General features: G+C 71.6%; 10 protein-coding genes and 1 pseudogene. 10 read left to right on the forward strand and 1 reads right to left on the reverse strand.

The genetic code is table 11. From position 1 onward, the window contains the following. Window positions 1-132 precede the first annotated feature (132 nt). From ABZ855_RS41440 to ABZ855_RS41470, 7 genes are all read left to right on the forward strand, one after another. Window positions 133-1,914, forward strand: a complete 1,782-nt coding sequence (locus ABZ855_RS41440; protein WP_360816828.1) for a trypsin-like peptidase domain-containing protein — start codon at window positions 133-135, stop codon at window positions 1,912-1,914. Continuing rightward, window positions 1,895-4,150 (forward strand): tetratricopeptide repeat protein, encoded by a 2,256-nt coding sequence (locus tag ABZ855_RS41445; RefSeq protein WP_360816831.1) that lies wholly within the window; start codon window positions 1,895-1,897, stop codon window positions 4,148-4,150. The genes ABZ855_RS41440 and ABZ855_RS41445 overlap by 20 nt, the downstream gene beginning before the upstream one ends. A 45-nt stretch (window positions 4,151-4,195) precedes the next feature. Beyond that, entirely contained in the window at window positions 4,196-5,683 is a 1,488-nt protein-coding gene (locus ABZ855_RS41450) for a VWA domain-containing protein (RefSeq protein ID WP_360816834.1), read from the forward strand. Then, window positions 5,680-6,717 carry a hypothetical protein gene (locus ABZ855_RS41455; protein WP_360816837.1) on the forward strand — a complete coding sequence of 346 codons (1,038 nt, stop codon included), beginning with the start codon at window positions 5,680-5,682 and terminating at the stop codon, window positions 6,715-6,717. Before ABZ855_RS41450 ends, ABZ855_RS41455 begins: the two co-directional genes overlap by 4 nt. Continuing rightward, window positions 6,714-7,937 (forward strand): hypothetical protein, encoded by a 1,224-nt coding sequence (locus ABZ855_RS41460; protein ID WP_360816840.1) that lies wholly within the window; start codon window positions 6,714-6,716, stop codon window positions 7,935-7,937. The genes ABZ855_RS41455 and ABZ855_RS41460 overlap by 4 nt, the downstream gene beginning before the upstream one ends. A gap of 99 nt (window positions 7,938-8,036) precedes the next feature. Continuing rightward, window positions 8,037-8,405, forward strand: coding sequence for a CU044_2847 family protein (locus ABZ855_RS41465; RefSeq protein ID WP_360816843.1), 369 nt, complete (start codon window positions 8,037-8,039; stop codon window positions 8,403-8,405). A 60-nt stretch (window positions 8,406-8,465) separates the two neighbouring features. After that, on the forward strand, window positions 8,466-10,094 hold the full coding sequence (locus ABZ855_RS41470) for an MFS transporter (protein ID WP_360816846.1): 1,629 nt from the start codon (window positions 8,466-8,468) through the stop codon (window positions 10,092-10,094). Here the strand turns inward: ABZ855_RS41470 and ABZ855_RS41475 are convergent. Beyond that, window positions 10,083-11,336, reverse strand: coding sequence for an MFS transporter (locus ABZ855_RS41475; protein ID WP_360816849.1), 1,254 nt, complete (start codon window positions 11,334-11,336; stop codon window positions 10,083-10,085). The genes ABZ855_RS41470 and ABZ855_RS41475 overlap by 12 nt on opposite strands. A 97-nt stretch (window positions 11,337-11,433) precedes the next feature. On the opposite strand from ABZ855_RS41475, the gene ABZ855_RS41480 reads away from it, so the two are divergent. The 3 genes and pseudogenes from ABZ855_RS41480 to ABZ855_RS41490 all read left to right on the forward strand — a co-directional run. Continuing rightward, entirely contained in the window at window positions 11,434-12,501 is a 1,068-nt protein-coding gene (locus tag ABZ855_RS41480; protein ID WP_360816852.1) for a winged helix-turn-helix domain-containing protein, read from the forward strand. Between the two features lie 9 nt (window positions 12,502-12,510). After that, entirely contained in the window at window positions 12,511-13,038 is a 528-nt protein-coding gene (locus ABZ855_RS41485) for a glutathione peroxidase (RefSeq protein WP_319209156.1), read from the forward strand. A gap of 50 nt (window positions 13,039-13,088) precedes the next feature. Beyond that, window positions 13,089-13,808: pseudogene (locus ABZ855_RS41490) on the forward strand (GyrI-like domain-containing protein); the annotation flags it as partial. Window positions 13,809-13,897: the final 89 nt, after the last annotated feature.

Below are 13,897 nucleotides of genomic sequence, written 5' to 3' on the forward strand. Positions count from 1 at the left end.
GTACGGTCGTCACGCGTCGTCATATGTGCGGGCCCCCCTTGACGTGAACGGTCACGCTCAGTTCTTCCCGCATCTCCGCGCCCGTACGGCAGTTGATAGGTACAGGAGAGTTCTGACGGGACGGTGGCCGTTATGCCGACGCACGAACACAAGGAGAACCCTTGGCGCGTCAGGGTGGACGACGCCCATGGCACGCCACGCGGGGCGGGCGTTCTGCTCGACCGGCAGCATGTGCTCACCTGTGCCCACGTCGTCGCGGAGGCGGGGGCCGCGCCGGGCGGGACCGGAGAGGCCGTCCGGATCAGCAGTGTCGCCTGCCGTCCCGAGTGGAACCGCGCCGCGCGGGTCGAACCGGGTTCCTGGGTGTGGAAGGGCACCCGGCGCGGCGATGTCGCCCTGCTCAGGCTCGACGACCCCGCCCCGTGCGACGGAGGCACGAGGCTGTGGCTGGCGCCGATCTCCGGCGGCAAAGTGCGGGCGTACGGCTTTCCGCGCGTCGAGGAGAACGGGCTGCCGGTCGACGCCGAGTTGGCGGGTTCCGGCAACCGCGAGGGCGAGTGGGGTCTGCTGAACCGGCTGCCGGGCGGGAGGCCGTGGATCGTGGAGGGGTATTCCGGCGCCGGGGTGATGGCTCTCGACGGGGACTTCGCCGACCGCGTCATCGGCCTCGTCGTGGCGAACTTCGTCGCCGAGGACGCGCAGGCGGCCTGGATGCTGCCGACAGAGACCGTCCTGCACTACCTGCCCGGACTCGCGCGGTACGTGGCGGGCGCCCCGGCGACCGTCCTGCCGCCGACCGGCGGCGTGCCCCCGCACCACGGGCTCGACGACCCGAGTCGGCTCGCGCTCACCCAGGAACTCACCCGGCTGCTCAGCGGCGGCTGGGCGGGCACGGTGGTGGTCACGGGCGGCGCCACCGACACGGGCACCTCCTGGCTGACCAGGCTCGTGCGTACGGCCGACCCGGCGGCCCGGACCGGTATCTCCGACGCCGAACTCTCCACGGCACCGCGCGACACCGTCCTCGCGCTCGGCTCCGTGGACGCGGCCTTCGACGCCCAGGGCCGGTCGTACGCCGATGTCCTGCGCTATCTGGGGGACCGGTTCGGCTTCCCCCACGACGCCCACGACGCCCACGACGGGCGCAGCAGGGACCGCGGGAGCGGGTCCGACCTGGTGGAGCGGTTGCGGCGGCGCGAACCGCCGGTCTGTCTGGTCGTCTCCCGGATCGACCGGGCCGCCGATCCGGAGACCCTCGTACACCGGCTGCTGCGCCCTCTCGCCGGGTGGGCCCGCACGCGCGGTATCCGTCTCGTTCTGGGGTTCGACGGGCGTCCGCCGGCCGGTCTGCCGTACGAGGTTCTGCTGGGGCCCGAGGAAGCCGTGGGCCCGGGCGGGTTGGACGACCCCGGTGACCGGGCGGGACCTGTGGGGCGCGAGGTCGCGCGCGACGGTGTGGACCGGCTCTCGGCCGCCGAGGACCGTGCCGCCGCCGTGTTCGACGCGTGGGGGCTGAGCTTCGCCGACGCGCCCGTACCGCCTCCTCGCCGCGCGCCCCAGCTGCGGGTGCGGCTCGCCGTCGCACGAGGTCTCGAACGCGGCAGCGACCTGGGGGCGGTCCACGCCGACGCCTCGGCGGCGCTCGCGGCCGTGACCGCGTTCGAGCGGCGGCTACGGCAACTCGTCGACAGGTACGAGGACTTGCTCCACGACCTCGACGTCCACCGCGTACGGGCCCGCGAGTCCTTCGGTGCCGAGAAGCCGGGGCTCATGGAGCTGTACGGCTCGGCGGCCCGCGCGCTGCGGACCGTGCCGGTCGACCTGTCGGCCGCGGCCGCGGCGGTCGCCCGGTACCGGGACGGGGTCGAACAACGCATCGAGGAGGCACAGGACGATGACGACGACGAGGTGTGAGCGCCTCGACTGCCCCACCGGCACGGGCACGATCGACGAACACGGGTTCTGCAGCGACTGTGCCCGACGCCCGCTGCCCGGCCAGGGGCCCGGGCCCGCGCTGCCCGCGCTGCCCGCGCTGCCCGCGCTGCCCGTACCCCGGAAGGCCGTGGGCCCGGTGGCCATGAGCCTCGGCAGCGTTCCCATGGCGCCGGCTCCGTGGTGGGGGCTGGACCTCGTGCACGACGACCACGTCCGTCCCGTCGCGGGTCGTCCCGACGCTCGACGGAACGGCCCGCCGGACGTACCGGACGCGCCCGACATGTCGCTGCCGGAGGTCGAGGAACAGCGCCGCTGCGCGGACTGCGCGGCCCCGGTCGGCCGGGGGCACGACGGCCGGCCCGGCAGGCCCCGGGGCTACTGCCCGGCCTGCGACGCGCCCTTCGACTTCACCCAGCGGCTGGAGGGCCAGACCCTCGCCGGGCGCTACCGCGTCCGGCGCAAGCTCGGCCATGGCGGCTTCGCGGCGGCGTATCTGTGCCACGACTCCAAGCTCGACACGGACATGGTGCTCAAGGTCCTGCCCGAGTCCGTCGCCAAGACCGCGGAGAAGGAACGGGACGCGCTCGTCGGACTCCGTCACGACAGCATCGTCCGCATCCTCAGTTACGAGAGCGAGGGCCCCTACCTCGCCATCGAGTACATCCCGGGGACCCGGCTCGCGGCCCGCCCCGACGACCCGCTCCACGTCCTGCTCGCGCACGGCCTGCGCATCCTCCAGGCACTCGACTACCTGCACTCCAGGGGCCTGCTGCACTGCGACGTGAAACCGGCGAACATCCTGCGCTTCGCCGAGGAGGGCGCCGCCGGCCCCCGCGACCGCGTACGCCTCATCGACTTCGGCGCCGTACGGGCCGTCAAGGACACCCACCCGCTGGACGCCTTCACCGAGAAGTACGCGCCGCCGATGCTCAACCCCCGTACCGGGCAGCAGGACCCGGAGCACGTACGACCCACCCCCGGCCTCGACCTGTTCTGCCTGGGCCGGACGCTCGAGGAGCTGTGCCAGGACCGGCTGGCCGCCGAGCCCGATGCCCCGGGCGCCGACGCGCTGCGCCGGCTGCTGAGGCGCGCCACCTCCGTCGAGACGCCGGAGCACAGGTTCACCTCCGCGCGCCAGTTCGCGGAGCAGCTCAGCGGAGTCCTCCGCCAGGTCATGCCGGCAACGCCCAGCTACAAGCCGATCCTCCGTACGTCCGTGCCCTTCGGGTCGATGACCGAGCCCCTCGACGGAGGACTCGGCGCGGCCCGGCCGCTCGGCGACTGGGTCGCGGCGCGTCTGACCCCCGACCGGACCGGGGTGCTCGGCGCCCCCTTCGCCTGTCCGGCGCCCCGGGAGATCGTGGCCGCGCTGCCCGTACCGGTGACCGATCCCACCGACCGGCACGCCGATCAGCAGGCGTCGAACGCGCTGGCCCGCTGCCGCGACGAGTTGCGCGAGGGCAGGCCGGACACGGCGGAGTGGGTGCTGCGCGAGGCGAGACTGCCGGAGTGGAACTGGCTGCGCTGCTGGTACGGCGGGCTGATCGCCCTGGTGCGCGGGGAGCCGAGGAGGGCGGCCGAACTGTTCGCGACCGTCCGGGACATGCTGCCGGGTGAGCTGATCCCGTCGCTCGCGCTCGGCCTGTGCGAGGAGCGGGACGGCTGCCCGGAGGCGGCCCTGGCGTACTACGAGTCGGTGGCCGTCACCGCCCCGGGTCTCGGGGCCGCCGGGTTCGGCCTGGCCCGCGTCCACCTGCTGGCCGGGCGGCGCGAGGAGGCGGTGGCGAGCGCGAAACGCCTGACGACGGAGTTCCGCTTCGCACAGCCGGCCCGGGTCGCGGCCGTGCGGCTGCTGGTCGCCTGTACGTCCACCGCGGACTCCGGCAAACCATCCGGGGCCGACCTGCGGCTCGCGGAAGAGTCCCTGAAGCAGCTGGGACTTGGCGAGGCAGCCCGGCTCGGGATCGAAGCCGAGATCGAGTTCGCCCGGTTCGCCGTCTCGGGCGACGAGTGGAGCGGACTGTCCGACGCGGTACGCGAGTTGGCGCGGCACGCCACCAACGAGGGGGACCACACCGCACTCGTCGACCTGGCCAACCGGCTGCGTCCCCCGATCGAGTGGCGCAGATCGGGATCGGCCCGCCAAAACCGCCGAATGGCCTACAAACGACGTACGAGCGAACAACTCACGAGCGAACAACGTACGAGCTCCTAGCTCGCCCAAGTTGTTCCGCACACCCGACATCCGGGTCCGGGGGACATGACAGAAGGAACAGCCGCGCGGTCGGCACACGGGTTGCGGTTCACCATCGAGACCAACGTGGCAGGCGACCTCCCCTTCGGCGCGACCCGGGCCGACGCCCTCGTCACCGTCCGGGCCCGCCCTGTCGAACAGGCCGTCTCCGACGCGCCGCTCGCCGTGGTCCTCGTCATGGACACGTCCCTGTCGATGGCCGACGGCGGCAAACTCGGCGCGGCCCGCGAGGCGGTGTGCGCCGCCGTCGACGCCCTGCGGGACGGCACCCATTTCGGCATCGTCGCCGGGAACCACGAGGCCAGAACAGTCTTCCCCGCACCGCCCGCCCCCGGTCTCGTCCAGGTCGACGCGGCCGTCAGGAAGGCTGCCAAGCAGCGACTCCACACCCTGTGGGCCGAGGGCGGTACGACGATCGGCAGCTGGCTCACCCACGCCGGCCGGCTCCTGGACACGGCACCCCCGGGAGCCGTGCGCTACGCCGCCCTCTACACGGACGGCAGGAACGAGCACGAAACCCCCGCCCGACTGGACCGCGTGCTGGCGCAGTGCGCCGACCGCTTCGTGTGCGACGCGCGCGGCCTCGGGGACGACTGGGACTACCGGGACCTGCTGCGCATCACCGAGGCCCTGCACGGCAGCGCCCGCGCGGTCCACCTCTCCGGTCTCACCGAGGACCTCACCCGGCTGATGCGGCAGACGCAGCAACTCCGCGTCCCACGCGTCTATCTGGGCCTGGTCCTGGACCGCCGGTTCCGGCTCGGCTCCCTCCGCCAGACCCGCCCGACGGACGTGGACCTCACCGCACAGCAGCAGCGCGACGGACGCACCGTGCACATCCCGCTCGGCGCCTGGGGAGCGGCAACCCGGCAGTACCGCCTGTCGCTGCGGTTCGACGCCGACACGCTGGACATCGACGAGGATCTGCGCGCCGCCAGCATCAGCCTCCTCGCGGAGAGCCCCACGGGCACCCGCGAGCCCTGTGCGGACGCCCGCCCCATGGTCGTACGTCGGCACGCGTACCGCGATCCGCTGCCCGCCCGGCCCGAGGAACTCACCCGGGCCGAGAACGCCCACCAGCTGGGCCGCGCCATGCGCGAGTGCGCCAAGGCCCACGCGAACGCGGATTTCCCGGCCGCCGACCAGGAGTTGCGCCGGGCCATGGCCCTCGCCCGGGACCTCGACGACACCGCGCGGCTCAGCCTGCTCGGGCGGGTCGCCACGACGGACGACCAGGGCGAGGCCGCTCTGCGCCGCGATGTCACCCGGGGCGAGATGCAGCGGGTCGGCCTGGAGTCGACCCGCAAGAGCCCGGCACCGGCGAAGGCGCCGGAACCGATGGACGCCGTACCCGAACCGTGGGACGCCGTCCCGGTGGCGGGGCCCGTACGACGGGTCTGCGGGGCGTGCGGAGCGGTCACCGAGGCGCCTGTCGTCCGGCACTGCGAGAACTGCCGCCGGACATTCGACGACGACCCCGCGGAGGCGTCATGACGGTTTCGACGGACCCGCCGGCCGAGGAGAGCGGGCGGATCGAGCGGGTGACGTACGCGTGGTGGGGTCAGGCCCATCCGGTCCGGGTGCTGCGCCGGCTGCGCAACGGGATGCTGGCGGCCCTCGCGGTCATGGCGCTGGTCAGCGGGGTGGCGGCGGCTGAGGCCGGCAGCAGGATCGGCACGATCAACGCCACGAGGAACTCGATCCGGGACCTCGAGAGGGCGAGGGTGGCGGCCGGCCAGGCCGCCGCCGACCTGGAGAACACCTTCGACGGCAGAGACGTCAACCTGACCGGCACCGGGACCGCCTTCGTCACCCATATCGGCAGCGCGAACATGCACATCACCGCAGCCGCGCGAGGAATCGACGCCCGTAGGAACGGAAGAACGCAGTTCCAGTTCGTGCTGGGGCAGTTGGTCACCAGCGTTCACCTCGCCGAGACAGCGGTCCAGCAGTACAAGGATTTCGAGCACACGGACCCGCTCAAGACGAAGGCCGCCGACTCCGCCCTGGCCGCGATGACCGGATCGAACGAGAAGTACAACGGCAAGTTCATCCCGTACACCGGAGGGCTGGTCCCGGCGCTGGGGAATCTGTTGGCCCATCAGCGGGACGGACTGCGCACCCAGCAGCCGTGGCTCGGCAAACGCCTCGTTCTGTGGCCGTTGTTGCTCCTCCCGGCGCTGGGCGTCCTCCTGTGCGTCGGCGCGACCGCGCATGTCCTGGCCGCTCACTTCCGACGGCTGCTCAGTCCGCTGCTCGGCGCGGCGGGGCTGATCGCGGTCGCCGTCGCGATCATCGGCGGCACCCTCGCGCGGTATCAGTACAGCCTGATGGCCAGAATTCCGAAGAAATGCGAGGTTCTGGTGAATTGCGGAGGATCGAAGACCGGCGAGAAATTCAGGGACTTGTCGGTCGGTCCACTGATGGCGACATCGGCTGCCATGCTCGTACTGCTCGCCGTGGCGGCGCTGCTCACCTGCCTTGCTCTTCGCCCGCGCCTCGCCGAGTACCGATTCGGAGCCTCATGAAGATCGAGCGGGCGCGCCTCGCGCGCTGTTTTCTGGCCCTCGGCATGCTCGCGGCACTCACCGGTTGCGGCGACGACAAGCCGACGGTGACGATCATCGTGCCGTGGAGCGGTGACGAATTCCAGGCGTTCAAGAAAATCACGGACGCCTTCCCTGGCGACGCCGTGGTCGACGTGCAGTCCACCCGGGCGTTGGGCCAGCATCTGGACTCCGCGGTGGAAGGCGGTAATCCGCCGGACCTCGCCGTGCTCCCCAACCCGGGCGCCATCAGAAGTTACGCGGACACCAAAGACGGCAAAGGCCTGCAGGAAATCGCGTCGGAAACTCCCTTCCTGGAACCCTTCGCCGGGCTGACGACCGTGGCCAAGGTCAAGAACCCCGGCGTGTACGCCGTCCCGATCAAGGTCGACGTCAAGTCCCTCACCTGGTACGCGCTCAAGGGTCCACGCCCTCTCACCGGACGCTGGTGCCTCGGCCTGGAGTCCGGTGCGACGACGGGATGGCCGGGCGCGGACTGGATCGCGGACATTCTGCTGAGGACGAAGGACACCGAGACGTACGAGAAATGGGCCACCGGGCATTCCGAGTGGCCCTCCCAGCAGGACGCGTGGGCCGAATGGCGAGGGCTGGTGCAGGACAGCGACCATTCCGCACTGGTGACGAACTTCAGGGGCGCCACCACGGGCATGGCCGAAAAGAATTCCGGCTGCCAACAGGCACACGGCGCGCTCGCCGCGATGGGATTCCAGGAGAAACTGAAGAATTACACATTCGAGGCACCGAAGCCGAACGTGCCGCTGCAGGTCTCCGCGGACTATGTGGGAATGTTCAACACGAGAAAGCCGACCACGGAGCTGATCAAATATCTGACCAAGGAGTCCACCCAGCGGAAATGGGTGAACGATGAAAAAAGTTCCGCCTTCTCCGCCGTCAAGACGGTGACACCCGGCAAATATCCGCCGGGCGTCAAAAGGGAAATCGCCAAGCTGCTCGCACCCAACGCCCGGCGCCTCTGTTTCAGCGCCGCGGACATGATGAAACCGGACCTGGCCTCAGCGTTCTACCGCGCGGTTGTCGACTACTACGCAAAGGATCCGGTTTCTCGAGAGGCGCAGGAGACCCTCGAGAGAGACCTCGCGAGCCTCTCCGTCATCCAGTCGACGATTCACGACCGTGAGCCGCCCCGGAAGATCTGCACCACCCCTCGCCGCTCCTCCTGACTCCCGCTTCTCCTGACCCCCGCTTCTCCTGACCCCCGCTTCTCCTGACCTCCGTTCCTCCCGACCCCAGGGCAGCAGCCAGGCCCAGAAAAGACACCCATGCCAGACATCCTGAGGTTCTCCCTCTCCGACGGAACAACCGTCGCCGTCACCCCCGTCGCCGCCGCCAAGGTGGGCACGGGCGCCGTGGGCATCGGTGACCGGCTGCAGGCGGCCGAGCGGACGTTGCGTGAGGCGCTGACTCCGATCACCGCGGCGGCGGCCGAAATGATCGACGGTTTCCGCGAGTTGGCCGGACGGCCCGACGACGTGGAGATCGGCTTCGCCGTCACCCTCGACGGCAAGCTCGGCGGCGTCATCGCCAGCGGCAAGGCCACCGCCCACCTCAACGTGAAACTCCGCTGGAGCGCGGCGCGGCCGGCACCGGCGGAGCCCTCCACGCCGACCGGCGACACCGGCAACAGCTGATACCCCACACCCCCGTAGAACCGATCCCCCCACAGGACACGCAGCCCAGGAAAGGCGGCCATGTCGTCAGTGCAGGCCGGAGAGACCACCCCCGACCCGGCGGAGACCACGGACACCCCCGGAGTCATCCGAAGCCTGATCCCGGCGAGAATCGACCGGCTGCCGTGGTCGCCCTTCCACACCCGGCTGGTGCTGGCGCTCGGCGTGGCCTGGATTCTCGACGGCCTGGAGATCACCCTGGCCAGCGTGGCGGGAGCCGCCCTGACCAGGCCCGACACCCTGAACCTCTCCCCGGCCGCGTCCGCGGCGACGGCGACGGTGTATCTGCTGGGGCAGGTCGTCGGGGCCCTTGTGTTCGGCCGGATGACCGACCGTCTGGGCCGCAAGAACCTGTTCACCCTCACGCTCGCCGTCTACCTGCTGGGCAGCGGGCTCACCGCGGCGACGGCCGGCTCCGGCACCGGCTGGGTGGTGTTCCTGTACGCGACCAAGTTCATCGCCGGTATGGGCATCGGCGGTGAGTACGCCGCCATCAACTCGGCCATCGACGAGCTGATCCCGGCGCGCTACCGGGGACGCGTCGACATCGGCGTCAACGGCACCTACTGGGCCGGCGCGATCCTCGGCACACTGCTGCAACTGGCCATCTACGACCAGCTCCTGCACGACAACCCGGGCCTGGCCTGGCGGATCGGCTTCGTGGTGGGACCAGTGCTCGGCATCGTGATCATCCTGGTCCGGCGCAACCTTCCGGAGAGCCCGCGCTGGCAGATCATGAACGGCCGGGTGGCCGAGGCCGAGGCGTCCATCGCGAGGATCGAGCAGGAGGTGACGGCCCGGGGGGCGACCCTGACCCCGGTCGACGACGACCAGGCGCTGGTCATCACCCCGACCGAGCGGACCGGCTATCTCACCCTGCTCCGGGTGCTGTTCCGCCGCTATCCGGCGCGCTCGGTGTACGCGCTCACGCTGATGGTGACGCAGTCCTTCCTCTACAACGCGATCTACTTCACCTACGCGATCGTGCTGGGCGTCTTCTTCGGGGTCGGCGACGCGGACATCCCCCTGTACGGTCTGGCCTTCGCCGTCGGCAACCTGCTCGGCCCGCTGACCCTCGGCTGGCTGTTCGACACCGTCGGCCGCAAGAAGATGATCTCCGGCACCTATCTCGTGTCGGGTGTGCTGCTGCTGGTCAGCGGTTGTCTGTTCCGGGCCGGAGTGCTGACGGCGGAGACGCAGACCGCGGCCTGGGTGATCGTCTTCTTCTTCGCCTCGGCGGGTGCCAGCGCCGGCTATCTGACGGTGAGCGAGATCTTCCCGCTGGAGGTCCGGGGCCAGGCCATCGCCGTGTTCTTCTCCATCGCGCAGATCGTCGGCGCGCTCGCCCCCCTGTTCTACGGATTCCTCATCGACAAGGCCGACCCCAACCCGGGCCATCTGTTCCTCGGGTACACCGTCGGCGCGGTGCTGATGATCGCGGGTGGACTGGTGGCCGCCGTCTTCGGTGTGGCGGCCGAGGGCAAGTCGCTGGAGGACGTCGCGCTGCCGCTCTCGGCGCAGCGTGACGGGGTGGCGGGGCAGGAGTCGGCGAAGGTGCCGGGGCAGGTGGCCTCCCCTGCGTCGGAGCAGGGGTCGCCGGACCGGTCGGCCGGGGGCGCCAACGTCCAGCCGCCGCCGTCAGGACACTGAACCCGCGCTCTCCCCGGAAGAAGCTCGCCCCTCGACCACCTGCTCGGCAACCCCCGGGCCGGCCCCGGCACCGGCTCCCGTCGCCGCGACTCGCCGGCCCGCCCCCGCCAGCCCCACCGTCACGCACACCGACCCCGCCGCCATCAGGGCCATCGCCGCGCCCGGCGTGGCGAGTTGGGCGAGGGTGCCCGCCAGGGCCGCGCTCACGCCCTGCATCGTGAGCATGCCGGCGGAGTGCAACCCGAGGGCGTGGCCGGAGAGTTCGGCCGGGGTGAGGGACATCAGGCGTTCCTGCTGGACGAGGCTCGCGCCGTAGCCGACCGAGGCGACGCAGACCGTCACGGCCGCCGTCCACACCCCGGGTCCCACGGCGAACAGCAGGTTCGGCACGGCCAGCAACAGCAGGAGCGGTACGGCCAGTTGGCGGCGCACCCGGGGTGGCACGAACCGGCCGACGGTCACGTCCCCGATCAGCATGCCCAGGGCCGCGCAGGCGAAGAGGGTGCCCGCGGAGTCGGGGTCGTAGGACACGTACAGGGACTCGACTCCGACGACCAGGCCGTTGGGGATCCACAGGCCCAGATAGGTGAGCCGGCGCGGGCGGTCCGACCACAACTGGGCGTTCGTACGCCAGGTTTGGGCGATGGACGGGCGTCCGGAGAGGCGGGGCGGGCGGCGGGTCAGGCCCAGGCGGGTCGTCAGGGCGCCCGCGAGGTAGAGGGCCGCGGCGGTGAGGAGCGTGGTCCGGGGGGAGAGGGCCGCGACCATGATGCCGCCCGTCGCGAAACCCGCGATCTGCATCAGCCCGTTCGACATGTTGAAGACCGAACGCCCAAGGAGATAGCCCTCCTTGGCCAGGATCTCGTTGAGCAGCCCCCAGCCGACCCCGGCCCCCAGCGACGCGATCAGCCCCAGGAGGAAGAGCAGGGCGAAGACGGCCCCGATCGGCAGCCCCGGGATCACCATCGCCGCCGTGCCGAGGGCGAAGGCCACCGCGATGCCCGTCAGGGTCGCGCGCGGGGGCAGCCGGTCCGAGGCCGAGAGGAGGGTCGTCGCGCCCACCACCTGGGCGAGCTGGGGGCCGAACATGCTCAGGGCGGAGAGCAGCGGCGAGCCGGTGGCGCGGTAGGTGAGGGTGGCGAGGGCCAGGCCGCCGATCGTCGAGGCGGCCGACCTGAGGGCCGTGGCGAGGAAGAGCGGGGTGAACTCGGGCGTGCGGAAGAGGGCGGAGTAGCTGCGCATGCGGGGAGTCTGCGAGGGGCGCCCGGCCCGCGTTATTGTTTCGCGCACACGCGAAACATCCAGAGAGAAACATCCAGAGACACGCGGAGGTACGGGCATGGGCTGGTGGCAGGTGAACGCCGACACCCTCGCCCGCAGCCGGTTCGTCATCTCGCCCCTCGCCGAGACCTTCGCGAGCCTCAAACTGCTGCACGCCGGGACGGCCACGCACCCCGGGGAGCGTGCGTGGCTCGCCGCCCACCTGCCCGCGTACCGCCGCCGTCTCGAGCGGGACCCCATCACCGCCCTCCTTGTCCGGGTCGGCCTCGGGCGGGACTGGATCGCCGACTTCCTGACCCCCACCCCCCGATACGGCGAGACGTTCGAAACGGGCGTCGCGCGGGTCCGTGCGGTCGCCCCCGCCCTTGCCCGCGACCACCTCGTCCGCTCCCGCCCCGGCCCGCTCCCCACCGACCTTGCCGACCGGGACGACCTCCCCGAGCGCGCCGCGGATCTCCTCACCCACATCTGGGAGGAGGCCGTACTCCCGGACTGGGACCGGCGTCGACGCGTCCTCGAAGCCGACGTGGTCGCGCGGACCGTGCGGGTCGGTCACGACGGCTGGGCCGCCGTACTGGACGCCCTGCGCCCCGGCACCCGCTGGCTCGACGGAGACCGGCTCCAGGTGAACCCGCACGAGTACCCGCCCCGCGAGATCTCCGGCGCCGAGCTGGTCTTCGTACCCGTGACGCCGAAGGCCGGGTGGGTCTCGTGGGAGGAGCCGGAGCGGTACGCGGTGATCTACCCGTGCGCGGGCGTGCTGGCCGGGCACGACGGGGGGCGCCGGGCGTCCGCCGCGCTCGGGGCGCTGCTCGGGCCGGCCCGGGCAGCCGTGCTCGTACTCCTGGACTCGCCGCACAGCACCACCCAGCTGACCGCCCTGACCGGGCAGACGCTCGGCTCGGTCGGGCGGCATCTGCGGGTGCTGCTGGACGCGGGGCTGGTGGAGCGGCGGCGGGCGGGACGGTCGGTGCTGTACTCGCGTACGGCGGCCGGGGAGGTGTTGGTCAAGGCTTCGGGAGCGGGAGCGGGGGCGGAGGTGGCAGGTGCGGAGGTGGCAGGTGCGGAGGTAACAGGGGCGGAGGTAACAGGGGCGGGGGACGGGCCCGGTGCCTTCCGGAGTTAGCATCCGCTTATGACCACTGATGCCACTTCCCCCGCTTCCTCCCCCGCCGCCGACTCCCCCCTCGCCGTCGAGATCGGCGCCCTCACGGGTGGTTCCGCGGACCTCGCCCAGTACGCGGGCAAGGCCGTCCTCATCGTCAACGTCGCTTCCAAGTGCGGGCTGACCCCGCAGTACGCGGGGCTGGAGAAGCTCCAGGCGCGGTACGCCGACCAGGGCTTCACCGTGCTCGGGGTGCCCTGCAACCAGTTCATGGGCCAGGAGCCCGGCAGCTCCGAGGAGATCGCCGAGTTCTGCTCGGCGACGTACGGCGTGACCTTCCCGATGACCGAGAAGATCGAGGTCAACGGGGACGCCCGGCACACCCTGTACGACCGCCTGGTCGGTTTCGCCGACGGCGAGGGCCACACCGGCGACATCCGCTGGAACTTCGAGAAGTTCCTCATCGGCCGTGACGGCCAGGTCGTCGCCCGCTTCTCCCCGCAGACCGAGCCGGAGACGGACGAGCTGGTCGGCGCGGTGGAGAAGGCCATCGGCTGACCCGCCGCCGGTTCCGAGTGGACCGCGTGGGTTGACCTTGTCCCTGGGGCAAGGGTGAGCGTCCGCTCGCCCTGATCGGCGAGCTGGTGTCGCTGTCCGAGCGGGACGGGCCGGCCGCCGCCGAGCGGCTCGCCGCCTACTGGGCGGACGTCGAGGCGCGCATAGCGGGTCAGCGCACACTCGCCGACTTCCTCCGTGGACGACTGTCGGGGAGGAGCTCCGAGATGGACGGGTCGGACGGGTTGGACGAGTTGTACGGCAGGTTCGTGGTCGAGACCGTGGACGTGCCCGAGCGGGTGGTGCTGACCGAGACGCGGCACACTCTCGCGGACGAGCTGCCCGCGTGGATCGGGGCGTCGCTGGGGCGTCTGGAGGCGGGGGCCCGGGAGTGCGGGGGCGTGAGCGCTGCGCCGTTCGTCGTCTACCACTCCGAGGTGTCCATGGAGAGCGACGGCCCGGCGGAGTCCTGCGTCCCGGTCGCCGACGAGGCCGCCGCGCGGGCCTGGGTGGAGGCGCACGGCCGGGCCCGGTCGACGGCGGTACGGGTGGAGCCGGCCCGGTGGCTCGCGTACACGCGGATCGTCAAGGCTCAGGTGGCCCATCCGCAGATCATCGCCGCGTTCGAGGCGGTGGAGCGGTGGATGGCCGGGCGGGGGATCGAGCCGGTGGGGCCGTGCCGCGAGGTGTACTTCGCGGACTGGGACGCGGCGGGACCGGACGACGCGGTGTGCGACACAGCGTTCCCCGTCGGTCTGTCAGGAGGTTCCTGACCGGTGTCCGGAAGGGCGCGGCCTGAATTATCCGGTCGCGCCCTCCCGGGAACCGTCCGAAGCTGGTAAGGCTCTTTCCCGTCATGCCC

It is taken from the genome of Streptomyces sp. NPDC047042, from assembly GCF_040644035.1.
Lineage (GTDB): Bacteria > Actinomycetota > Actinomycetes > Streptomycetales > Streptomycetaceae > Streptomyces.

Excerpts from the sequence above, each read along its gene's own strand:
- ABZ855_RS41440 (WP_360816828.1), top strand. The coding sequence starts at position 133 with ATGCCGACGCACGAACACAAGGAGAACCCTTGGCGCGTCAGGGTGGAC.
- ABZ855_RS41445 (WP_360816831.1), top strand. The coding sequence starts at position 1,895 with ATGACGACGACGAGGTGTGAGCGCCTCGACTGCCCCACCGGCACGGGC.
- ABZ855_RS41450 (WP_360816834.1), top strand. The coding sequence starts at position 4,196 with ATGACAGAAGGAACAGCCGCGCGGTCGGCACACGGGTTGCGGTTCACC.
- ABZ855_RS41455 (WP_360816837.1), top strand. The coding sequence starts at position 5,680 with ATGACGGTTTCGACGGACCCGCCGGCCGAGGAGAGCGGGCGGATCGAG.
- ABZ855_RS41460 (WP_360816840.1), top strand. The coding sequence starts at position 6,714 with ATGAAGATCGAGCGGGCGCGCCTCGCGCGCTGTTTTCTGGCCCTCGGC.
- ABZ855_RS41465 (WP_360816843.1), top strand. The coding sequence starts at position 8,037 with ATGCCAGACATCCTGAGGTTCTCCCTCTCCGACGGAACAACCGTCGCC.
- ABZ855_RS41470 (WP_360816846.1), top strand. The coding sequence starts at position 8,466 with ATGTCGTCAGTGCAGGCCGGAGAGACCACCCCCGACCCGGCGGAGACC.
- ABZ855_RS41475 (WP_360816849.1), bottom strand. The coding sequence starts at position 11,336 with ATGCGCAGCTACTCCGCCCTCTTCCGCACGCCCGAGTTCACCCCGCTC.
- ABZ855_RS41480 (WP_360816852.1), top strand. The coding sequence starts at position 11,434 with ATGGGCTGGTGGCAGGTGAACGCCGACACCCTCGCCCGCAGCCGGTTC.
- ABZ855_RS41485 (WP_319209156.1), top strand. The coding sequence starts at position 12,511 with ATGACCACTGATGCCACTTCCCCCGCTTCCTCCCCCGCCGCCGACTCC.